The sequence below is a fragment of the Peptoniphilus sp. DNF00840 genome, from assembly GCF_001553125.1.
Taxonomy (GTDB): Bacteria; Bacillota; Clostridia; order Tissierellales; family Peptoniphilaceae; genus Peptoniphilus_A; species Peptoniphilus_A vaginalis.
Genome location: NZ_KQ960194.1, coordinates 66,151 through 88,472, shown reverse-complemented (window position 1 = coordinate 88,472; position 22,322 = coordinate 66,151). Strand labels below are relative to the sequence as shown.

The following is a 22,322-nucleotide window of genomic DNA, read 5'->3' as shown; positions in this document are numbered from 1 at the left end:
TCACCTAAAATTCTATATTTAATATTATTTTTCTTTCATCTTCTATCTTGCTGTTAATTATTACCCTATTAAGACCCTCTATTAACAAAGCCAGGTCCTTAGGCTTTACCTTAAGGGAAAATTTAGTCTTGTTTATATTCTTTATTTTAGGCATCTTGATAAATTTTGTTACCATGATACCCATTCCCTTTAAGTCAATAGACATTTGTTGTAAAAATTTTTCTGCCCAAACTTGAGTTAGATTTTCATCGTAAGATGAAAATTCAAGTTCAATTAATTTTGTGTAAGGAGGATACAAAAAAGTCTTTCTCTCTTCAATTTCATACTCGTAGAAGTCTTCATAATCTCCCTTAGCAGAGTAATTTATAACTTCACTGTCGGGACTGTAGGTTTGAATTATAACTTGTCCCTTCTTTGATGCACGTCCTGCCCTTCCTGCGACTTGAGTTATAAGTTGGAAGGTTCTTTCCCTTGCCTTGTAATCAGAAATGTATAGAGATAAATCTGCTGCGACTATGCCAACAAGAGTTACATCTTCAAAGTCAAAGCCCTTAGATACCATTTGAGTTCCTATAATAACATCAGCTTCCTTATTCTTTATCTTCTCATAAAATTCATTAAAGGAATCTTTCTTGCCAGTTGTGTCCCTATCCATCCTTAAGACCCTAGCTTCTGGAAAATATTTTTTGACTTCTTCCTCTACCCTTTGAGTTCCAACTCCAAATTGTTTTATGAATTTAGACCCGCATGAAGGACATAACTTAGGCAGTGGTTTTGTCTTTCCACAATAGTGACATATTAGTCTATTCTTTGATTTGTGATAAGTCATAGATATGTCACAGTCATCACACTTTATAACTTCCCCGCAAGACCTGCAAGAAATAAAATTAGAAAAGCCCCTCCTATTTAAAAACAATATAACTTGTTCCTTATTCTTTAACTTTTCTTCTATAGCTTTTTTTAAGTCTCTACTAAATATTGAGACGTTTCCCATAATAAGTTCGTCTCTCATGTCAACTATTTCTGTATCTGGGAGGAAGGCTCCTTTCTTGGCCCTGTTTTTTAATTGGCAAAGATTATAAAATCCCTTCTTAGCATAAAAATATGATTCCACAGAAGGAGTTGCAGATCCAAGAACTACCTTACCCCTATCCTTCATCCTATTAATAGCAGCTTCTATAGTATCATACTTTAAATTGTCATGGAATTCATAAGAAGAGTCGTGAGCTTCGTCAACAATAACCATTTTTAAATTTTTAAAAGGTACAAAGACAGCAGATCTCACTCCAACGACAACCTTTACTTGGTCATTTAAAACCTTTCTGTATTCATCATATCTTTCACCTGAAGATAACTTAGAATGAATTATTGCCACATCCTTGCCAAACCAAGATTTAAACCTTTCAATCATTTGTGGTGTCAAACCAATTTCTGGTACAAGGACAATAACTTGTCCACCATCTTCTATGACTCTTGATGTTAGATTCAAATAAACTTCAGTCTTACCGGACCCAGTGAGGCCATGGAGTAGTGATACAACTTTGTCAGTCTCTTCTATACTTTTTAAAGCTTCTTGCTGCTCATCATTTAATGCCAACTTATTTTTCTTATAAGGATTTTCTAGAGGTTCTCTATTAACTTCTTTTTTATATTCTTCTATTAAGTTTCTTTTTATTAAAGTCTTTATTGGAGAATAAGATATATTTAGACCTGTCATAGCATCCACTCGAGAGATATCTTTCTTATCTTTTATAAAATTAAAAACCTGAGCTTGTTTTTCACTAATGCCCTCAAGATTTTTTGAATCAAAATTCTCTGAAACTTTTAAATAATTAACAAGTTTTGGCTTTATAGCTACTAGCGAATCATAAATATATTTTAGATAGCCCTTGGCCCTTAGTCTCTTAATAATAATTTTTTCATCTTCACTTAAGTCTTCAAAATATTTTGACAGGTCAATAGAGTTTAAGTCCTCTAGGTCCTTGCCATGAGGATACTTCTCAACAAGGATTTTCTTTTTAATTTTTTGTAGGTTTCCAGGAGGTAGGATTGGAGAAAAGGCCTTTGAATAACCTACGAGGTATCTTTCCTTCATCCATAATCCAAGTTTAATTATGTCTTCAGAAATTATTGGTTCATCATCAAGGACAGAATGAATTTCTTTTAATTTTTCTAGCTGACTTCCAGAATAATTTTCGTGCAAAAAAAGGACGATACCAACTCGGTAAGATTTACCAAAATTTACGAGAACTCGCATACCAGGTTGAACATCATCTTTTACTATATATGTATAAAGTTTATCTATTTTTTGAAAATTATTTTCTATAAAAATATCTGCAAACATATCTTCACCTACAAAAGAGCTAGATTTCTCTAGCTCATAAGTTTTTTTGCCCTATCTAAAATTTCTCTTGCAAGTTCCGTCTTGCTCATAATTTCTAAATCATCGATCTTGTCTCTTGAAATAATAGAAACTATGTTAGTGTCGCTGCCAAAACCTGCACCTTCTCTTTTAATATTATTAACAACAATAATATCAAAATTCTTTTTAATTAGTTTTTCCTTTGCATACTCGTAGATGTTAGTTGACTCAGCTGCAAAACCAACTATAACTTGATTTTTCTTTAGACTACCATAGTGAGCAGCAATGTCAGGATTCTTTTCCATCTCAATGAGATTCATCTGACTATCACTACCCTTTTTAATCTTTTCTTCACTATAAGTCTTTGGTCTATAATCACTTGGAGCTGCGGCCTTGATTAAGACGTCACAGTCGTCAAAATATTTCCCAACAGCTTCAAACATTTGACGAGTTGAATCTACCCTAACAAAGTTATCAACCTTTGGAACTTCTATTTTAGTTGGACCTGAAATAAGAGTTACCCTTGCTCCTCTTTTTTTTGCATTGTCAGCTATAGCATAGCCCATTTTCCCTGAAGAGTAATTGGAAATAAATCTAACTGGATCAAGTGCCTCTCTTGTAGGGCCAGCAGTTATTACAATGTGCTTGCCTTCAAGATCCTTCTCAGTAAGAGCCCTGTCAATTTCATCAACTATTTCACTTGGCTCTAGCATCTTACCACTACCGTAGTCATTACAAGCAAGAAGGTCTTCTTTAGTGTCTAAGATTATAACTCCCCTATTCCTAAGAGTCTGCATATTTTTTTGATTAGCCTCTGAGTTTAACATCACTGTATTCATACCAGGTGCCAACATTACCTTAGACCTTGAAGCCATTAGGACAGTTGATAGCATATCATCAGCTATGCCATTGGCAAATTTCCCAATAATATTTGCAGTAGCTGGTGCAATAACAATTATATCTGCCCACTTAGCAAGAGATATGTGCTCAACATCCATATTTAAAAGTTGATTAAACATATCAACATGCACAAGATTGTTAGACATAGTCTGAAAAGTAAGAGGTCTTACAAATTCAGTAGCGTTTTTGGTCATTATAACCTTTACTTCTGCTCCTAATTTTCTCAAAAGGCTACAAATACCCGGGGACTTATAAGCTGCAATTCCACCTGTAACTCCAAGTAGAATTTTTTTACCTTTTAACATCTTATTCCTCTTCTGCTTCCTCTTTATTTAAATCTTCAATCTTTTTTTGTTTGATTTCTTGGATAAGATTTTCTTTTTCTTCAGCGATTTTTTCTTCGTATTCAGAGTCGCTTAATCTTTCTCCAAATTTTATTTTTCCAGCCATGATTTCTTCAATTGCTATTGAAACTGGCTTATTGCTATCTGTGTCAACAAGAGATGGGTTCCCATCAATAAGCTTTCTTGCTCTTTTTGACACTAGGATTGCAAGTTCATATCTTGAATCTGTAACTTCTTTTAATTCTTTAAAAGATGGTATAATCATTTGCTTCTCTCCTCTTCTGCTTGAACTTCCTTCTTAATATTCTTATGCCTTTTAACCCTAAGTTTTTCAGCTGCGATAATAGTTTCGATATCCTTTACAGCATTATCTATAACATCATTGATAACAAAGTAGTCATATTCTCCTACGAAGTCAAGTTCTCTAAAGGCATTTCTATATCTTGTTTCAATCTCATCTTCAGTTTCTGTATCTCTCTTAACAAGTCGAGATCTTAATTCATCCATTGTTGGTGGAATTAAGAAGATAAAAACTGCTTCCTTATATTTTTTTTTGATTTGAAGGGCTCCTTGTACATCTATTTCAAGTAGGACGATTTCACCCTTTTCTATTTCATCAAAAACAAATTTCTTTGGTGTACCGTAGTAGTTGGTGTGAACAAAGGCATGTTCCAAAAGTTCATCCTTTTCTACCATTTCTTCAAATTCTTCTCTTGTGGCAAAAAAGTAATTTTCGCCATTAACTTCTCCTGGTCTAGGTGTCCTAGTGGTAACAGAAGTTGAGAAAATTATATCGTCATTATTTTTCATTAAAGCTTCACTTACTGTTCCCTTTCCGGAACCAGAAGGACCTGATAAAACTAATAAAAATCCGCCGTCCAAATAATCACCATCCTAATTTTTATTATTCAACATTTTGCGCTTGTTCACGCAATTTTTCTATTTCTGATTTTAGCATTACAACTGTACTTGTAAGTTCTATATCGTTGGATTTTGAACCTATGGTATTAGCTTCCCTATTCATTTCTTGAATTAGAAAGTCTAATTTTCTTCCAATTGGTCCCTTTTCATTTATTATATCATTAAAATTTTGAATATGGATTTTAAGCCTTGTAATTTCTTCGTCAATTGAAAGTTTATCTAGCATTATAGCAATCTCTGTTAGAATTCTATCTTCATTTATTTCACTTGATTGTAGAAATTCGGCTAACCTATTTCTTAATCTATTTTCATTTTCATTTAAGCTTATAGGGGCTCTCTCTTCAATAAAATAAGTAAGCCTTTCAACTTCATCAAGCTTTACTTTAAAATCTTCCCTAATCTTTTCCCCTTCAAAGGCTCTTGATTTAATAAAATCTTTTGCTGCTTCATCAAGAACTCTTAAAAGTTCTTCCTTAATATAGTCGCCATCAAAATCAGCTTTTTGTGGTTTGACTATATTTGAGTCCTTCATAATTTTGGAGAAGGATAGGTCTGAACTTAATCCAAAATTTTCCTCTAATTCTTTACTTATAATAATATACTTATTTAAAAGCTTATAGTCAATATCTATTTCAACCTGGCTTGAGTCCAAGTATTCAAAGCTTACGAATACATCAACCTTGCCTCTTTTTATTTTTGACTTTATAAAAGATCTTACAGCTTCTTCTGCATACATAATTGAGCTAGGCATTCTTATGTTCATGTCAAGATACCTGTTGTTAACAGACTTCATCTCTACTTTTATATAAAAATCTTCACACTTTTTTTCAAAAAGGCCGTAGCCAGTCATGCTATTCATAAATTACTCCTCATAAAGAACAAAAAGCACTAAAAAGTGCTTTTCATTTTATTTTACTACAATATTAACTATCTTATTTGGAATATAAATTTTCTTAACTATATTTTTACCTTCAGTATTTTTGGCAAAAAGTTCGTCCTCTTCTGCCATTGCAAGTACCTTGTCTTGTGAAGCATCTCTTTCAATCTTAATTGTATATCTTACTTTTCCATTAAATTGTACTGGAATTTCTATTTCATTATCAATAGTTAATTCTTCTTCAAATTCAGGCCAAGCTTGTTCAGATAATACTCCACCTAAGTTGCAAACTTCCCATAATTCTTCTGTGATATGAGGCGCAACTGGATTTAATAAAATTAAGAAAGTTCTAAAGTCCTCTTTAGTAATCTTTCCAAGGTCACCAAACTCGTTGGAAAGAGTCATAAGTTGTGCGATTGCAGTGTTGGCTTTTAAGTTTGCATAATCTTCAGTTACTTTTTTAATAGTCTTATGCATTTCACTAACTAATTCATTACTATATTCATCACCATCAACAACAATTTCTTGTAGATTCCAAACTCTTTCTAAAAATCTTCTACAACCCTTAACACCATTTTCTGACCAAGGTACAGGTTTTTCAAAGTCACCAATAAACATTTCATAACATCTCAATGTATCTGCACCATAATCTCTAACAATATCATCTGGATTTACAACATTTCCCCTAGATTTTGACATTTTTTCATTGTTGCCACCAAGAATCATCCCGTGAGACGTTCTTTTTTGATATGGTTCCTTAGTTGGAACGACACCAATATCATATAGGAACTTGTGCCAGAATCTTGAATATAGTAAGTGAAGAGTTGTATGCTCCATACCACCATTATACCAGTCTACTGGAGTCCAATATTCAAGAGCTTCCTTGCTTGCAAGTGCCTTATCGTTGTGAGGGTCAGTATATCTTAAGAAGTACCAAGATGATCCAGCCCATTGTGGCATTGTATCTGTTTCTCTCTTTGCGGGTCCACCACATTTTGGACAAGTAGTGTTAACCCAATCAGTCATCTTTGCAAGTGGAGATTCACCAGAGTCAGTTGGTTCATAGTTTTCAACTTCTGGTAGTAGAAGTGGAAGTTCTTCTTCAGGAAGAGCTACGTAACCGCATTTTTCACAGTAAACTATTGGAATTGGTTCTCCCCAGTATCTTTGTCTTGAGAATACCCAGTCTCTTAATTTGTAGTTAATTTTTCTATTTCCAAGCTTGTGTTCTTCAAGATAGTTAATCATTTTAGCTATTGCATCTTTAACTTCAAGTCCATCTAGGATACCTGAATTAATCATTTTTCCAGTAGCCGTTTCAGTGTTTGCATGTTCTGACACATCTGACCCTTCGATTACTGGAACAATATTAAGACCAAACTTCTTTGCAAAGTCATAGTCACGGTCATCGTGGGCAGGTACAGCCATGATAGCACCTGTTCCATAAGTCATAAGAACATAGTCAGAAATCCAAATTGGAATTTCTTTATTTGTAAGAGGATTAATTGCCTTAATTCCCTTTATTTCTACACCTGTCTTGTCTTTTTCAAGTTCAGTTCTTTCGAAGTCACTCTTCTTAGCACACTCTGCCTTATAGGCATTTATTTCATCTAGATTTTCAATCTTATCAGCATGATTTTCGATTAATGGGTGTTCTGGTGCTATTACCATATAAGTTGCCCCGTAAATTGTATCTGGTCTTGTTGTGAAAACTTCAAGTTTTTCATCATAGTCCTTAAGTGAGAAGTTAATACTTGCTCCTTCACTTCTACCAATCCAATTCTTTTGTTGTGTTACAACCCTATCAATAAAGTCAAGATCATCTAAGTCCTCGATAAGCCTATCTGCGTATTCAGTAATCTTAAGCATCCATTGGCTCTTAACACGTCTTACAACTTCTTCACCACATCTTTCGCACTTTCCACCAACAACTTCTTCATTGGAAAGTCCAACCTTACAAGAAGGGCACCAGTTTATTGGCATTTCTTTCTTATAAGCAAGTCCTTTTTTGTAAAGTTGTAAGAAAATCCATTGTGTCCACTTATAATATTCAGGGTCAGTTGTGTTAATTTCCCTAGACCAATCAAAGGAAAAACCTATTGACTTTAATTGTTTCTTAAAGTGAGCAATGTTATTTTTTGTAACAAGTGCTGGATGAATTTTATTTTTTATTGCATAGTTTTCTGTTGGAAGTCCAAAGGCATCCCATCCCATTGGATAAAGTACGTTGTAGCCTTGCATTCTCTTCATTCTAGAAACTATATCAAGGGCAGTGTAAGGTCTTGGGTGACCTACGTGAAGTCCTTGTCCTGATGGATATGGGAATTCTACTAGAGCATAGAATTTTTCCTTATCTGAATTGTTTTCGCATACAAAGGATTCATGCTCATCCCAAAAATCTTGCCATTTTTTTTCTATATCATTTGGTGTATATTTATTCATAATAACTCCTAAAATTTCAAATATTAAAATTCAGCATTTCCAACAGTTCTAGGGAATGGAATTACGTCTCTTATATTCTTCATTCCAGTAATGTACATTACTGCCCTTTCAAATCCTAGACCAAATCCAGAGTGAACTACAGATCCGTATCTTCTTAAGTCAAGATACCAATCGTAAGTTTCCATATTCATTCCTATGTTTTTCATTTTTTCTTCTAGAACTTCAAATCTGTGTTCCCTTTGGCTTCCTCCAATTATTTCACCAACACCTGGTACTAGGAGGTCCATAGCTGCAACAGTCTTTTTATCATCATTTTCATACATATAGAAGGCTTTGATTTCCTTTGGATAGTCAGTTACAAAAACTGGCTTTTTATAAATTTCTTCTGTAATGTATCTTTCGTGTTCTGTTTGTAAGTCGATTCCCCAGCTTACAGGATAATTAAATTCCTTGTCAGCCTTTTCTAGAATTTCAATTGCTTCTGTATAAGTTATTCTAGCAAATTCATTTTCCACAACATTGTGTAACCTTTCAAGTAGACCCTTGTCAATGAAGTTGTTGAAAAATTCCATTTCTTGAGGTGCATTTTCTAGGACATAAGAAATGATGTATTTTAACATTTCTTCTGACACGTCCATGTTTACATTTAAGTCTGCAAAGGCCATTTCCGGTTCAATCATCCAGAATTCTGCAGCGTGTCTTTGTGTATTTGAGTTTTCTGCCCTAAAAGTTGGTCCAAATGTATAAATATCTCTGAAGGCTTCAGCAAAAGCTTCTGCTTCTAATTGACCAGATACTGTAAGGTGTGTCTTTTTGTTAAAAAAGTCCTTAGAATAATCAACTTCTGTTGGTTCAGACTTAGCAATCTTATCAATATCAAGAGTTGTCACTTGGAACATTTCTCCTGCTCCTTCAGCATCTGAAGTTGTAATAATTGGAGCATGTACGTAAACAAATCCCTTTTCTTGGAAGAACTTGTGAATTGCATAGGCAATTAGTGATCTAACTCTAAAAACAGCATTAAATGTGTTTGCTCTTGGACGTAGATGAGCTATTGTTCTCAGGTATTCCATTGTGTGTCTTTTCTTTTGAAGTGGATAAGATGTATCTGATGAGCAGATTGCTTCTATCTTATTTGCTTGTAATTCAAAAGATTGATTTTTCCCAGGTGATTTAACAATTTTTCCGCTTATTTCAAGTGAAGAACTTATAGGAAATTTTTCAACTTCGTCAAAGTTTTCTAATTCTTTACCATAAACAACTTGAATAGGTTTGAAAACTGTTCCATCAGTGAGTTCAATAAAACCAAAGTTTTTTGAAGCCCTAGATGTTTTCACCCAACCACTTAATACTATTTCTTTATCTAAAAAATCTTCTGGATTTTTAAATATATCTCTAATGCTAATTGACATAATTCCTCCTAATTTTCAATTTCTTACTTAATTGTTAAGTATATAATTAATTGCTCTGTTTGTCAATTTTACTCATTTCAAACTATCTAAATATTCTTTTATTTTTCTTTCATAGCCAATGTCTTTTGGCTCGTAATATTTTTTCCCCTTAAAATTGTCAGGCATATATTTTTGTTCCACGTAGGCATTTTCATAATCGTGGGGATATAAGTATTTTTCATCTGTTTCATTTTGTGGATTTCTCTTGTCTCTTATATACTTTGGAATATCAATATTATTTGAATTTTTTACATCTTCCATAGCCTTATTTATGCCACGATAGGCTGCGTTAGATTTTTCTGATGTTGCAAGATAAGTAGCTGTCTGTGCCAAAATTATTCTTGCTTCAGGCATTCCCACAGCATTTATGTTATTAAAACAAGCTGCAGCCACTTGAATAGCTTGAGGATTTGCATTACCCACATCTTCTGATGCAAAAATTATAAGTCTCCTTGCAATGAATTTAATATCTTCTCCACCTTCTAGCATCTTTGCAAGATATATTAAGGCAGCGTCAGGATCAGACCCTCTCATAGACTTAATAAAGGCTGAAATTGTGTCGTAGTGCTCATTATTATTCTTATCGTACTTGACGTTTTTTATGAGTAGGGAGTTTTCAATGACATCTCTATCAATTAATATTTTTCCATCAACTTGATTGGTCGAGAGAACTGCAATTTCTAAGCTATTTAATAAATACCTTCCATCTCCATTGGAGTTTTTTATTAAAATATTTTTTGCATCCTCACTGATTTTTATATTTTTCTTGCCAAGTCCACGTTCCTTATCATTTAAGGCCTTATCCACAATAGCTTCAAGGTCTTTATCTTCAAGTGGATGCAAGTTTATTATTTGCATTCTTGATAGAAGGGCCCTATTTACTTCAAAATATGGATTTTCAGTTGTAGCACCTATTAGACTTATAACACCTCTTTCAACAAAGGGCAAAAGAGCATCCTGCTGACTCTTGTTAAATCTGTGGATTTCATCAATAAAAACTATGGTTGATACATTGTCAAACTTCATAGAGTCTTCAGCCTTTGCTAAGACTTCACGCAGTTCTTTTAAATTTGAAGTTACAGCAGAGAGCTTTACAAAATTTTTATTAGTAGTTCTTGCAATAATTTCTGCTAAAGTTGTCTTCCCAACTCCAGGAGGTCCATAAAACAAGACTGAAGTAAGCCTGTCACTTTTTATTAACCGAGAGAGATACTTCCCTTCACCAATAATATGGTCTTGACCAAAAAATTCTTCTAGAGTCCTTGGTCTCATCCTATCAGCAAGTGGTGCCTTGGTCTCCAAATTTTTTTGCATACTAAGCTCAAATAAGTCCATATTAATTCTTCTTTTTTACAAAGTTTTCTAATTCGTCTATAAAGGATTGAAGATCTTTGAACTCTCTATATACAGATGCAAACCTAACATAAGAAACTTCATCAAGGTCCTTTAACTCATCCATTACCATTTCACCAACTTCAAGAGAGCTAACTTCTTTTTTCATAGAGTTTTCAATTTTCTTTTCTATATTATTAACGGCTTCTTCTATATCAGCAGCAGAAACAGGTCTCTTTTCACAAGACTTTATCATCCCTCTAATAATCTTTTCCCTATCAAAGGCCTGCCTATTTCCATCCTTCTTTATTACCATAATTGGTGACTGTTCAATTTTTTCATAAGTCGTAAATCTCTTTTGACACTTTAAACACTCACGTCTTCTTCTAATTGTATTACCTTCATCAGTAGGTCTTGTGTCTAGTACTTTGGAGTCATCGTATCCACAAAAAGGACATTTCATACTTTTCACCTCATTCAAATAAGGTCCAAAAGGACCATTTAACTAAATAATATCACTTAAAAATTTATTAATCAATTGCAAAACAATATAAAAAAGCTGGACACTAATGCCCAGCTAATTAATATTAACTAACTTAATAATTTTATTAAATACCTTGTCCAACATTTAAGGTTTTTTTTAAGTTCTGCATTGACTCTTTGATTAACTACAATGACTTAATGTCATATTAAAAAATTTCACCCAACCAACTTGGAAGATGTTAACTCTTACTTTACTATCCCCCAAGTTGCTAACTTATTCTTGCAATCAAAAAAATGTAAATTCTTTACTAACTTATTTGCAATCAAAAAGGACATTGTCTCCAATGTCCTAAATCTTTGATTAATTTATTTTCTGTTAATTCTTAAGAAAGAAGGGATTTTAAGTTCTCCATTATCTTCTTCATTATCTTCAAGAGATTCAATGGGAGACTTTTGACCAAGTTCTCCTTTATTATCCTTTTTGTCTTTCTTGTCATCTTTGTATTGTTCAAATTCAGTAGCTATAACTGTAATCTTAACTTCATCCTTAAGTGATTCATCAATTCCTGCTCCAAAGATAATATTAGCATCTTCAGATACGCAATCTCTAATAAGATCAGCTGCTTCATTAACTTCAAAAATACCAAGGTCTGAACCTGCTGTAATGTTAAGAAGAACAGATTTTGCTCCTTCTATTGAAGTTTCTAGTAGAGGAGAGTTTATTGCAAGCTTAGCTGCTTCTGTTGCTCTGTCATCTCCAGATGCACGTCCAATACCCATGTGAGCAATGCCCTTGTCAAACATAATTGTCTTAACGTCAGCAAAGTCAAGGTTAATTAGGTTAGGAACAGAAATTAAATCTGAAATACCTTGGATACCTTGTTTTAAAATATCATCTGCCATTTCAAAGGCTTGTGAGAAGCTAGTCTTTTTATCTGCAATACTTAGAAGTCTGTCGTTTGGAATTATAACTAATGTATCAACTTTTCCCTTAAGAGCATTAATACCTAATTCAGCTGATTTTGCTCTTTTTCTTCCTTCAAATGTGAAAGGTTTTGTAACAACACCAACAGTAAGTAGACCTAATTCTTTTGCTACATCTGCAATAACAGGAGCAGCACCAGTACCAGTACCTCCACCCATTCCTGCAGTGATAAATACCATATCAGCACCAGTTAGGGCTTCTCTAATTTCATCTAAAGATTCTTCAGCAGCTTGTTCACCAATTTCAGGATTAGCACCTGCTCCAAGTCCCTTAGTAATTTTTTCTCCAAGTTGAATTTTAGTTTCAGCATTTGAATTTTTAAGTGCTTGTCTATCAGTGTTGAATACCAAAAATTCAACGCCCTTTACACCAGCATCAATCATTCTATTAACAGCGTTATTTCCGCCGCCACCAACGCCAACTACTTTAATTTTGGCAAAATCGTCTTGGTCCATATCGAATTCCAACATAAACATCCTCCTCGTATACTAAATAATTATTTTTATATTCATTACTACCATTTTATAGAAATAGTGTGAAATAGTCAATATATAAAGGTTAAAAGTGTCCTTTAATTTGCATTTTATCTAATCTTGATTTATTTCTCTATAAGATTTATCTTTATTTTCTTCTTTTTTTAAATTTTTATTTTCTTCTTTGTCTGATTTAGAATCTTTTTCTCCATCAGTAATTAAAACTGGGCTGTCTCCCTTTTCCATTTGAATTAAAACTGCATTTTTATTTGTAGTGCTAATGTCCTTCAAAATTAATGAAAGCATCTTAAGCTTGTATTCAATATTAGAATAAGAACCAAATTCAATTTTAATTCCATCAACTGTAGTAAAAGTTGAAATAGAATCTAAGAGCTCAATATCTCTAATATTTCCACGAAGTGAATACTCGTCATTTCTAAGTTCTAGCAAAAGATTCCTCTTTTCTTGATCCTCTTTATTTGTGAGTATATAGTTTCCAGCCTGTGGGTTCTCAACATTAAATCCAGATAAGTTAACTAAGTTGTCTCTTTTCTTATCTGAGTTTTCAAGAATTCTGAAGTTATCATCAACTAATAAGTAATCATTGGCATCTATTTGGTAATAAGGAAGTCTTTCCTTTACCTTTATTTTCACTCTACCCCTTAAGCTGTAAGAAATTTTAGCGTCTTCTATATAAGGAACCCTTTTTAATTTTTTAATTCTATCTTTTTTTGATACCACAAATAATTTACTTCCCTTATGTAAGTCAGTAACCTTTTTTATCTTAGCAGAGCTCACATTTTTATTGCCCTCTATGGTGATACTTGTTACATCAAAAAAATTTGAGTTTTTAAGAGCAAAGATTATCAAAAAAATGAAGGAAAAGAATATAAAAAACCTACTAAAAATTCTGAAATATCTTTTCTTTTTATTCAGTTTTCTTTTTTTCTTTTCCATCTTTTTCATAAAATCACTTTAAAATCATATCAACTATTTTTGAAACTGCTTCTGGGCTGGCGAGTTTTTTTGAATTTTTCGCCATCTCATTTCTTTCTTTATCATCATCAAGAATTTTATTTATTTCTTCCAATAGCACATTTCCATTTAAGTCCTTTTCTTCAATAACCCTAGATGCACCCATATTTTTATAGCTCATGGCATTATAATATTGGTGGTTACCAGCAGTGTAAGCCTTTGGGATTAAAATAGATGCAAGACCTAAGGCAGATATTTCTGCAAGGGTCATAGCAGATGATGATGCTATAACAAGATCTGCGCTTGATAGGTAATCATAAACCTTATGTGTATAATCTAGTATTTCAACATTATCTGGAAGTTCATCCACCTTTTCCATAAAAGCCTTATAATGTTCTCTACCAGTAACATGAGTTAACTTAAAGGGAAGACTCTTATTCTCTTTTAAGATTTCTAAAATTGCATCATTTGTTGATTCTTGTCCACCAGATCCCCCAAAGGAAAATACAAATTTTTCTTTGTCTTTAATGTTTAATTCCCTTCTAGATTTCTCCCTATCCAAATGAGAAAATACATCTCTCACAGGATTGCCTGTGAAGATAATTTTGCCGTTATCCAAATACTTTTTAGCTTCTTCAAAGTTAATAAAGACATAGTCAGCCTTCTTGGCAAGAATTTTATTTGTCTTACCTGGGTAAGCATTTTGTTCTTGTACTACTGTCTTTATTTTTCTTTGTTGAGCTTTAAAAACAATAGGAGCACAAACATAGCCACCCGTTCCAATTACAAAATCTGGTTTAAAATCATGAATTATTTTGCTACATTCCCTTAAGCCCTTCATGAGGTTAAAGAAAGTTATGACTGTATCTTTATTTAATTTTTTTCTTGGAAGACCAGAAATATCTATTCCCCTAAAATCAAAATTATACTTCTTGGCTAATTCTTCTTCTAAAGAATTCTTCTTACCAACGTATAATATATCTGCTTTCTTGTCTTTCTTTTTAATTTCTTCTCCAATTGCTAAAGCTGGATATATATGTCCACCAGTACCGCCACCGGATAAAATATATTTCATAGCGTGCCTTCTTTCGAAATTTTTAATAAAATTGCTGTTGATACAAGTGCCATTACAAGAGCTGTACCCCCATAAGAAATAAAGGGTAAAGTTATACCAGTTACTGGTAGGATCTTTGCACAAACCCCCATATTAAAAAAGGCTTGAATACCAATGTAGGTTGTCATACCAATAGCTGTAAACTTATCAAAGTAATTAGTTGCCTTAAAAGCAATCATGTATCCCCTGTAAATATATATTATAAATAATAATATTACTATAAAAGTTCCAATAAAACCAAATTCTTCTGCAATTACAGAAAAAATAAAGTCAGTATAGGCTTCTGGAAGGTTGGTGTACTTTTGTCTCGACCTAAATAAACCTACCCCAGAATATCCTCCTAGAGCAAAGGCATATAAGGACTGCCTTGATTGATAAAGGGCTGCTGATTGATAATCTGTTGAATCAGACACAAATCCTAGAATTCTCATTATTCTAAATTTATTTTCTGGATCCTTTAAGATTACATAGATTAAACCTATACCAAGTAGGACTAAGAATAAAAATTGTTTTTTTGTAATTCCACTAGCTAATAAAATTGCAAATAGACCAACTCCAATAACAACTGCTGTTGAGAAGTCCTTAATCATAATTGGTCCAACAGATATACCCATTATAGCTACTGCCGTTAAGAAAATTTTTTTATCTCTTAAAGAGTAGATGTGCTTAGCCAAGTACTTGGCTAAATATATTATTGACGATAATTTCAAAATATCCGAAGGTTGAAACCTAATTATTTTTAAATCTAGCCATCTTACTTGACCCTTTGACTTGTCTCCTAGTGGCGACCATAGAAGGAGTATCAAGATAATACTAAAGGGGAATAACCAATCGATATTTTTATAAATTACTGCCCTTGGCATTTTTATTATCATAAATAGGGCAACAATTCCTATTATTAAGAAACCAGATTGTCTAGCTAAGTAATGGAAACTGTTTAGATTATATTTTTTTGCTGTGGGAAAGGAAGCTGATGTAACTGCTACAAGACCAATCACAATAAGAAAAATTGTAGTCAAAAGCAACATCAGGTCTATATCTTTCATTTCCTTTTTTAACTTCATCTACACCAACTCTTTTACAAGGTCTTTAAAGTGTTGACCTCTCACTTCATAGCTCTTATACATATCCCATGAAGCACATGCTGGTGAAAGTAAGACGTCATCACCCTTTACAGCAAGTTTTTTTGCTAGTTCAACTGCTTTTTTTAAGTCTTCTGTAATATAAAATTCTACTCCATACTTCTTACAAGACTCAGAAATTTTTTCTGCTGTTTGTCCAAATAGAATAGCTGTCTTTAATTTATCTTTAGATTTTTCTATTAAGTTGTCAAAGTCTGCACCCTTGTCGTAACCGCCAGCGATTAAAACTACATCACCATCCATGGCAGCTACTGCAACTTCAGTAGAGTCTGGGTTAGTTCCCTTGGAATCGTTATAGTATTTAACTCCATCAACTTCTCTTACGAATTCAATTCTATGTTCAACTCCAGTAAAAGATGCAATTGATTTTTTTATAACATCTAAATCAATATTTAAGAGTTTGCAAGCAATTATTGCAGCCATAATATTTCTTATGTTATGGTCTCCAGGTATTTTTATATCTTTAACATCTAAAATTTCTTCTATCTTAACTCCATCCTTGAAATAAATTTTACCTTGGTCAAGGTAGGCTCCCTTTTCAGAGATTTTTCCCATAGAGAAATAATATCTTTCTGCTTTTAAATTATATTTATCTGCAAGATCCCTATCTTCATAATTTAAAATTGCAAAGTCATTTTCATCTTGGTTTTTGAAAATCTTAAACTTTGCATTCACATAGTTTTGTCTAGTCTTGTGCCAGTCTAGGTGGTCGCTTGTCACATAAGTAAGAACTGCAATATGTGGCTTAAAATCAATGGTATTCTCTAGTTGGAAGGAAGACGCTTCTATAACAACATAATCTTCAGCCTTAGCTTCTTTAGTTATTTCAAGAATTCCTCTACCAATATTTCCCACAACATAAGTCTTTGCTACTCTTCTTAGGATATCCCCAAGAATGGTAGTTGTTGTAGTCTTTCCATTAGTGCCAGTAACTGCAATTACATTATTTGTTTTTAAATTTCTATAGCTAAGCTCAATATCAGAAATAATTTCAATATTCTTTTCTCTAGCTTTTTCTAAGAGTTCATGGAAGGGATAAATCCCCGGACTTTTTACTATCAAATCAATATTATCAAGATCCTCATCTTTGAAAATAATAAAATCTTCTTCAACATTTAATTTTTGGAGGTCTTGATTGCTATCATAGACATAAATTTTACATGGAAATTCTTTTAAAAACTTTAGCGCTGCCTTTCCAGTAACACCAAAGCCCATTATTAATATATTTTTGTTTTCTAACATCTCAAATCACCTAAAATAAAATTAAGTAGGAAATTATACAAAGTATAAGTTCCACTAATGAAAATACTGCAACTATTTTTTTCTCATGCCATCCCTTTTGTTCAAAATGATGGTGAAGTGGTGACATAAGGAAAACTCTCTTTCCCCTAGTTTTAAAACTAACTACTTGAATTATAACTGAAAGTGTTTCAATAAAATAAATTCCACCAGCTATAGGTAAAATTAGAGGCACATTTAAAAGAAGGGCAATTGCAGATATTGCACCTCCTAGGGCAAGAGATCCTGTATCTCCCATAAAGACCTTAGCTGGGAACTTATTGTAGTATAAGAAGCCAATTAGAGCCCCAGCAAGTGCTAAGCAAAATCCTGCAATTTCATATCTTTGAAGTTTAATTGCTACAAAATTGAAAAATAAGAGACAGATAATTGTCACACTAGATGAAAGACCGTCTAACCCGTCAGTTAGGTTTACTGAGTTTACTGTCCCAACAATTACGAAAATTACAAAGGGAATATATAAAAATCCTATTGATCTGTAATCCTTTATAAAAGGAATATAAAGGTCTGTCCCTATTTCTTTTGAATTATATTGATAAATTATTAAAATTACCGCAACCAAAATTTGAAGAAGAAGTTTTTGATAGGCACGTAGACCTAGGTTTCTCTTCATAACAACTTTGATGTAGTCATCAATAAATCCAACTGCTCCAAAGGCAAGTGTTGAGAAAAGTATCATTAAAACTGATAATTTAAAATTTGCCGTAACAAGACTTGTTATAATTACTGATGCTAGAAATATTAAGCCACCAATAGTTGGAGTCCCACTTTTAACTAAGTGAGACTGAGGTCCATCTTCCCTTATACTTTGTCCTGCGTGTAATCTTCTTAATAACGGAATTATAATCCTGCCCAAGATTATGGAGAGAATTAATCCCACTCCTATATTAATTAAATAATTCATTATACTTTATCCTAATCCCTTTTACTTTTATTACTTTCTTTATTATTTTTATCTAAGTTTTCCTTAGACTTCTTACTTTTACTTTTTGATTTCTTACTTTCTTTTTTATTCTCTTTTTTGTTTTCTTTATTCTTATTATTTACTTCAGACCTTTTATCACTGTTAGAATTTTTCCTCTCATTATTAGTCTTATTGTCAGAATTTTCTTCACTAGACTTATCAAAATCCTCATCTCTTTTTGAGTAGTTAAGTGTGACAAGTTCACTGCCACTTAATTTCTGTCCAGGTCTTGGACTTTGTGATATAAAGTCGCCATTTCCTTTGATATTATACTCTAAATTCATAGAATTTAAAATAGATTGGCTTTCTTTTCTAGTCTTCTTGCTAAAGTCAGGCATTATTAATAGACCACTGTCCTTATCATTAACTGCAAGGTCAACTATGGTGCCCTTTAGCACATTGGATCCTGCTGATGGATTTTGGTTTGTGACAACAGAATAAGGTAATACAGTTTCGGAGTTATTGTTAAACTTAAGCCCTGCATCTATTAAAATCTTACCTGCATCCTCAAGAAGAAGTCCTCCAACATTTGGAACAGATACGTACTCATCTTTCTCATCAACTTCTTCAGTTTTTGGTATCTTCAAATAGTTAAGAGACTTAGACAAAACTTCTTGTACAACTGGTGCTGCAACTGCCCCACCAAGAATTCCTTCCTTGGGGTTATTGACAACAACAAGAACTGTAAGCCTTGGATCATTTAGAGGAGCTACACCAACAAAGGATGAGTTATAAGCATCAAGATAGCCAGTTGGTGTTGCAATATTAGCAGTACCTGACTTACCTCCAACTATATATCCTGGAATTTTGGCAAGCTTACCTGTACCCTTTTCTACTACCCTTCTCATCATCATCTTCATTTTGTCAGAAGTTTCTTCGGATATTACCCTTCTCCTAAGCTCAGTTCTTTTTCTCTCAATTACATTTCCATTGGCATCTACTATTTCCTTTATAAGAGTTGGCTTGTTTAAGAAACCTCCATTGGAAATGGCACTTATTGCATTAATAAGTTGTATAGGAGAAACTGCAATTGAGTGACCATAGGACATTGTTGCTAGATTAACCTTACTTATATCCTTGTAGGACCTTGGAACAATACCAATAGATTCACCATAAAGCTCAATTCCAGTTTTTTTACCAAAGCCAAAGGCCTTGATGTACTTTAAAAACTTTTCAGCCCCCAAGCCTTGACCAACTTGAATCATAGTCATGTTACAAGATTCTTCTATTGCCTTGGCAAGAGTCTTTTTCCCTCTAGTATGACTTGTACAAGTTAATCTACTATTTCCAATTACCATTGACCCATTACAAACATATTGCGAATCGGGTTGGGCTGTGTTTTCTTCTATTGCAGCCGCTGCTGTTATAAGTTTAAAAGTTGATCCTGGTTCATACTGGTCGTTGACATTGAAGTCTCTCCAGTTGTCGTAGAGGATATCCATCTTCTCTTCTTCACTTAATTTATCCCACTCTTCTTCTTGTTTTTCATTTATAGGTTCTCTTGGATCATTTAAGTTATAGTCATCCTTAGTTGTCATTGCCAAGATTTCTCCAGTCATTGTATCCTGAACTATTATAGAAACCCTGTCTGCCATATTTTCCTTTTTTGCCTTTGTAGCTGCAGTTTCTGCAAACTGTTGGATATTGGAATCAATAGACAAGACAACGGAATAACCTTCCTTTGGCGCATAAGTCTCCTCATCTGTAAGAGGAATTTTATTTGAAGCATTGTCCTTTAGAGATACATTTTTCCCTGAGATACCCGATAATTCTTCGTCAAAGGATGCCTCAATACCATATTGACCCACATTTTCGTCATTTGTAAAACCAATTATATAAGATGCCAAGTTGTTGAAGGGATAAAGCCTTCTTGTTACATCATCAATTGTCATAGGAATGAGGTTGGATTTTTTATTGTCTTTCTTTTCTTTATTTTCTTTAATTATTTTTGTCCTAATATCCTTTAATTCTTGTGCCTTACCTCTGTCAATATTTGTAGCAAGTCTTACAACCTTATCTCCTTCCATCTTAGACCTAATTTCATCATAGTCTATTCCAGTTACATCAGAAATAATTTTTGCATCTTCGTCATATAATTTTTCTTTCCTATTTTTGAAGTCACTTTCACTTTCGTCCTTCCTCTCCTTCAAATAATCCATGTTATAAAAGACGTTGCACTTTGTTATGTTAATTGCCATTTCCTTTCTATTTCTGTCATAGATTATTCCACGATTAGAGTTTATGACCTCAGTCTTAGTTAATTGGTTTAAGGCTGCGATAGTTAGTTCTTCTGACTGGACAATTTGAATCCAGAGAAGTTTTACGATTAATAATACAAACAAAAAAGCTAGAAAGATAAAAAATACAAATATGAATCTATTGGCATTGTTTGTCTTGGCCTTAAATCCATTTTTCGTTTTTTTATCTCTAGCTTTAATTTTATTAGTTTTCAATTATATCCTCCTAATCTCTTGTAAAAGACCTGAGGACAGAGACAATTGGGCTCAAAAATACGTTGTAGTTAATGTCTCCCACTTTTTTTTCTTCCCCTGAATCAATGTAAACTATTTGGTCTTCAGAAGGATAAACCATTCCAAGTTTATACATCGCTTCTTCTGCAATTTGAGCAGATGACTTTACGGCTTTAATATCGCCTACAAGAGTTGTTTTTGTTTTATTTAATTCTTCAATTTCAGCCTTTTGTTTCAAAATTTCTCTGTCAAGACCTGCAACTTGAGAATAAAGAATAATAACAGCTGCAAATATTATAATAACAATTGCCATTGTAAAAATAAAAGGCCTATTATTTAAAAGTCGATTTCTATATATATTATAACTTTTATTTGAAATTTTAGTTAATCTTTTTGCCATTTTACACCTCTAATTTTTCGGCAATTCTTAGTTTCGCTGAGTGAGATCTCTTGTTTTCTTTTAATTCTTCATCACTTGCAGTTATTGGCTTTCTAGTTAAAATTTTTATTTCTTTTTTCTTATCACAAGTACAAATTGGAGACGATGGAGGACAAATACAATCCTTCTCCAAGTATTTGAAGGCATTTTTCACTATCCTATCCTCTAGGGAGTGAAAAGTTATAATTGCAATCCTGCCTCCTGGATTAAGTCTATGGACAAATCTCTCAATTGAATCTTTAAGAACATCAAGTTCCCTGTTAACTTCAATCCTCAAAGCTTGAAAAGTTCTTTTTGCTGGATGAGGTCCATTTCTTCTTGCAGAAGCTGGAATAGCATTTTTAATTATTTCAACAAGTTCAAAAGTTGTTTCTATATCTTTCTTCTTTCTCTCTTCTACAATGAACTTGGCAATCCTTGATGCCCACTTTTCTTCTCCATAATCTTTTATAATTCTAGTAATTTCGCTTTCACTATAGGTATTTACGATGTCCTTCGCAGAAATTTCAAGGTATTTGTCCATCCTCATATCAAGTGGGGCATCAAACCTATAAGAAAACCCTCGCTCAGGATTGTCAAATTGATAAGATGAAACTCCAATATCAAGAAGAACACCGTCGATTTTATCAATTCCTAGCTCATCAAGAGCTTTTTCAAAATTTATGTAATTTAAGTTAAAAAATTCTACATTTTTATAGTCGGAAAGTCTTTCTTTTGCCACTTCAAGGGCTTCTGTATCTTGATCAATACCAATTAAAAGTCCAGTTCCCTTTAGTTTTTTTAGGATTTCACGGCTGTGACCTGCCCCACCAAGAGTTCCATCGAGATAAATTTTTCCTTCTCTAATGTTTAATCCTTCAATTGTTTCATCTAAAAGAACACTTTTGTGTGCAAATTCCATTATATTCCCAACTCCGACATTTTTTCAGCAAGCTCTTCATAGGATAGAGCTTCTTCTTCATTGTATTTATTCCAGTTTTCTTCTGACCAAATTTCTGCCCTGTTTGAAAGTCCTATGATTACGCACTTGTCAATTAAGTCTGCATATTCTCTTAGGTGTTCTCCAATTAGAACCCTTCCCTGCTTATCTAGTTCGCAGTCTACAGCCCCAGAGAAAAATGTTCTCACAAAGGACCTTACAGCCTTGTTAGTCATTGGGAGTTCCTTTAGTTTGTTTTCAATTTTCTCCCACTGGTCGCTTGGATATAAAAATAGGCAGTCGTCTAAACCCTTCGTCATTACAAAGGACGAAAGGTCTTCTCTAAACTTTGATGGAATTGTTACTCTTCCCTTAGGATCGAGGTTGTGTCTAAATTCACCTATTAACATAAAATTCTCCACTTTATTC

The 22,322-nt window shown here is 33.2% G+C and carries 19 protein-coding genes; all 19 read right to left on the bottom strand.

Annotated elements, in window-relative coordinates:
* Positions 1-4 precede the first annotated feature (4 nt).
* The 19 genes from priA to mraZ all read right to left on the bottom strand — a co-directional run bounded on the left by priA (position 5) and on the right by mraZ (position 22,303).
* The gene (gene priA, locus HMPREF1864_RS01870; protein ID WP_062571146.1) at positions 5-2,344 is read right to left on the bottom strand and encodes a primosomal protein N'; all 2,340 of its coding nucleotides are present in this window, start codon (positions 2,342-2,344) and stop codon (positions 5-7) included.
* 29 nt (positions 2,345-2,373) lie between these two features.
* Positions 2,374-3,567 carry a bifunctional phosphopantothenoylcysteine decarboxylase/phosphopantothenate--cysteine ligase CoaBC gene (gene coaBC, locus HMPREF1864_RS01865; RefSeq protein WP_062571145.1) on the bottom strand — a complete coding sequence of 398 codons (1,194 nt, stop codon included), beginning with the start codon at positions 3,565-3,567 and terminating at the stop codon, positions 2,374-2,376.
* A 1-nt stretch (position 3,568) separates the two neighbouring features.
* Positions 3,569-3,871, bottom strand: coding sequence for a DNA-directed RNA polymerase subunit omega (gene rpoZ, locus HMPREF1864_RS01860; RefSeq protein ID WP_062571144.1), 303 nt, complete (start codon positions 3,869-3,871; stop codon positions 3,569-3,571).
* Positions 3,868-4,488, bottom strand: coding sequence for a guanylate kinase (gene gmk, locus HMPREF1864_RS01855; protein WP_062571143.1), 621 nt, complete (start codon positions 4,486-4,488; stop codon positions 3,868-3,870). The genes rpoZ and gmk overlap by 4 nt, the downstream gene beginning before the upstream one ends.
* 22 nt (positions 4,489-4,510) lie before the next feature.
* Entirely contained in the window at positions 4,511-5,386 is an 876-nt protein-coding gene (locus tag HMPREF1864_RS01850; RefSeq protein WP_062571142.1) for a YicC/YloC family endoribonuclease, read from the bottom strand.
* Positions 5,387-5,434: 48 nt separating this feature from the next.
* Positions 5,435-7,846, bottom strand: a complete 2,412-nt coding sequence (gene leuS, locus HMPREF1864_RS01845; RefSeq protein ID WP_062571141.1) for a leucine--tRNA ligase — start codon at positions 7,844-7,846, stop codon at positions 5,435-5,437.
* 23 nt (positions 7,847-7,869) lie between these two features.
* Entirely contained in the window at positions 7,870-9,258 is a 1,389-nt protein-coding gene (gene asnS / locus HMPREF1864_RS01840; protein ID WP_062571140.1) for an asparagine--tRNA ligase, read from the bottom strand.
* Positions 9,259-9,330: 72 nt separating this feature from the next.
* A complete protein-coding gene (locus HMPREF1864_RS01835) occupies positions 9,331-10,632 on the bottom strand; it encodes a replication-associated recombination protein A (protein ID WP_062571139.1) in 1,302 nt (433 codons plus the stop codon).
* 1 nt (position 10,633) lies between these two features.
* Positions 10,634-11,092, bottom strand: coding sequence for a transcriptional regulator NrdR (gene nrdR / locus HMPREF1864_RS01830; protein WP_062571138.1), 459 nt, complete (start codon positions 11,090-11,092; stop codon positions 10,634-10,636).
* Positions 11,093-11,478: 386 nt separating this feature from the next.
* A complete protein-coding gene (gene ftsZ, locus HMPREF1864_RS01825; protein WP_062571137.1) occupies positions 11,479-12,567 on the bottom strand; it encodes a cell division protein FtsZ in 1,089 nt (362 codons plus the stop codon).
* 117 nt (positions 12,568-12,684) lie between these two features.
* A complete protein-coding gene (locus HMPREF1864_RS01820; protein WP_062571136.1) occupies positions 12,685-13,536 on the bottom strand; it encodes a cell division protein FtsQ/DivIB in 852 nt (283 codons plus the stop codon).
* 4 nt (positions 13,537-13,540) lie between these two features.
* Positions 13,541-14,620, bottom strand: coding sequence for an undecaprenyldiphospho-muramoylpentapeptide beta-N-acetylglucosaminyltransferase (gene murG / locus HMPREF1864_RS01815; protein ID WP_062571135.1), 1,080 nt, complete (start codon positions 14,618-14,620; stop codon positions 13,541-13,543).
* A complete protein-coding gene (locus HMPREF1864_RS01810) occupies positions 14,617-15,723 on the bottom strand; it encodes an FtsW/RodA/SpoVE family cell cycle protein (RefSeq protein WP_062571134.1) in 1,107 nt (368 codons plus the stop codon). The genes murG and HMPREF1864_RS01810 overlap by 4 nt, the downstream gene beginning before the upstream one ends.
* Positions 15,724-17,043 carry a UDP-N-acetylmuramoyl-L-alanine--D-glutamate ligase gene (gene murD, locus HMPREF1864_RS01805; protein WP_062571133.1) on the bottom strand — a complete coding sequence of 440 codons (1,320 nt, stop codon included), beginning with the start codon at positions 17,041-17,043 and terminating at the stop codon, positions 15,724-15,726.
* A gap of 10 nt (positions 17,044-17,053) precedes the next feature.
* Positions 17,054-18,004 (bottom strand): phospho-N-acetylmuramoyl-pentapeptide-transferase, encoded by a 951-nt coding sequence (gene mraY, locus HMPREF1864_RS01800; RefSeq protein WP_062571132.1) that lies wholly within the window; start codon positions 18,002-18,004, stop codon positions 17,054-17,056.
* A gap of 11 nt (positions 18,005-18,015) precedes the next feature.
* Entirely contained in the window at positions 18,016-20,517 is a 2,502-nt protein-coding gene (locus tag HMPREF1864_RS01795) for a penicillin-binding transpeptidase domain-containing protein (protein WP_062571131.1), read from the bottom strand.
* A 10-nt stretch (positions 20,518-20,527) separates the two neighbouring features.
* Positions 20,528-20,935, bottom strand: coding sequence for a septum formation initiator family protein (locus HMPREF1864_RS01790; protein WP_062571130.1), 408 nt, complete (start codon positions 20,933-20,935; stop codon positions 20,528-20,530).
* A gap of 1 nt (position 20,936) precedes the next feature.
* Entirely contained in the window at positions 20,937-21,875 is a 939-nt protein-coding gene (gene rsmH, locus HMPREF1864_RS01785) for a 16S rRNA (cytosine(1402)-N(4))-methyltransferase RsmH (RefSeq protein ID WP_062571129.1), read from the bottom strand.
* Entirely contained in the window at positions 21,875-22,303 is a 429-nt protein-coding gene (gene mraZ / locus HMPREF1864_RS01780) for a division/cell wall cluster transcriptional repressor MraZ (RefSeq protein WP_005956849.1), read from the bottom strand. The genes rsmH and mraZ overlap by 1 nt, the downstream gene beginning before the upstream one ends.
* Positions 22,304-22,322: the final 19 nt, after the last annotated feature.

Bases quoted from the DNA above. Each gene is read 5' to 3' on its own strand.
- murD (WP_062571133.1), bottom strand. From the start codon at position 17,043: ATGTTAGAAAACAAAAATATATTAATAATGGGCTTTGGTGTTACTGGA.
- HMPREF1864_RS01820 (WP_062571136.1), bottom strand. From the start codon at position 13,536: ATGAAAAAGATGGAAAAGAAAAAAAGAAAACTGAATAAAAAGAAAAGA.
- murG (WP_062571135.1), bottom strand. From the start codon at position 14,620: ATGAAATATATTTTATCCGGTGGCGGTACTGGTGGACATATATATCCA.
- asnS (WP_062571140.1), bottom strand. From the start codon at position 9,258: ATGTCAATTAGCATTAGAGATATATTTAAAAATCCAGAAGATTTTTTA.
- HMPREF1864_RS01835 (WP_062571139.1), bottom strand. From the start codon at position 10,632: ATGGACTTATTTGAGCTTAGTATGCAAAAAAATTTGGAGACCAAGGCA.
- HMPREF1864_RS01790 (WP_062571130.1), bottom strand. From the start codon at position 20,935: ATGGCAAAAAGATTAACTAAAATTTCAAATAAAAGTTATAATATATAT.
- mraY (WP_062571132.1), bottom strand. From the start codon at position 18,004: ATGAATTATTTAATTAATATAGGAGTGGGATTAATTCTCTCCATAATC.
- leuS (WP_062571141.1), bottom strand. From the start codon at position 7,846: ATGAATAAATATACACCAAATGATATAGAAAAAAAATGGCAAGATTTT.
- priA (WP_062571146.1), bottom strand. From the start codon at position 2,344: ATGTTTGCAGATATTTTTATAGAAAATAATTTTCAAAAAATAGATAAA.
- ftsZ (WP_062571137.1), bottom strand. From the start codon at position 12,567: ATGTTGGAATTCGATATGGACCAAGACGATTTTGCCAAAATTAAAGTA.
- nrdR (WP_062571138.1), bottom strand. From the start codon at position 11,092: ATGAAATGTCCTTTTTGTGGATACGATGACTCCAAAGTACTAGACACA.
- mraZ (WP_005956849.1), bottom strand. From the start codon at position 22,303: ATGTTAATAGGTGAATTTAGACACAACCTCGATCCTAAGGGAAGAGTA.
- rsmH (WP_062571129.1), bottom strand. From the start codon at position 21,875: ATGGAATTTGCACACAAAAGTGTTCTTTTAGATGAAACAATTGAAGGA.
- HMPREF1864_RS01810 (WP_062571134.1), bottom strand. From the start codon at position 15,723: ATGAAGTTAAAAAAGGAAATGAAAGATATAGACCTGATGTTGCTTTTG.
- coaBC (WP_062571145.1), bottom strand. From the start codon at position 3,567: ATGTTAAAAGGTAAAAAAATTCTACTTGGAGTTACAGGTGGAATTGCA.
- rpoZ (WP_062571144.1), bottom strand. From the start codon at position 3,871: ATGATTATACCATCTTTTAAAGAATTAAAAGAAGTTACAGATTCAAGA.
- HMPREF1864_RS01850 (WP_062571142.1), bottom strand. From the start codon at position 5,386: ATGAATAGCATGACTGGCTACGGCCTTTTTGAAAAAAAGTGTGAAGAT.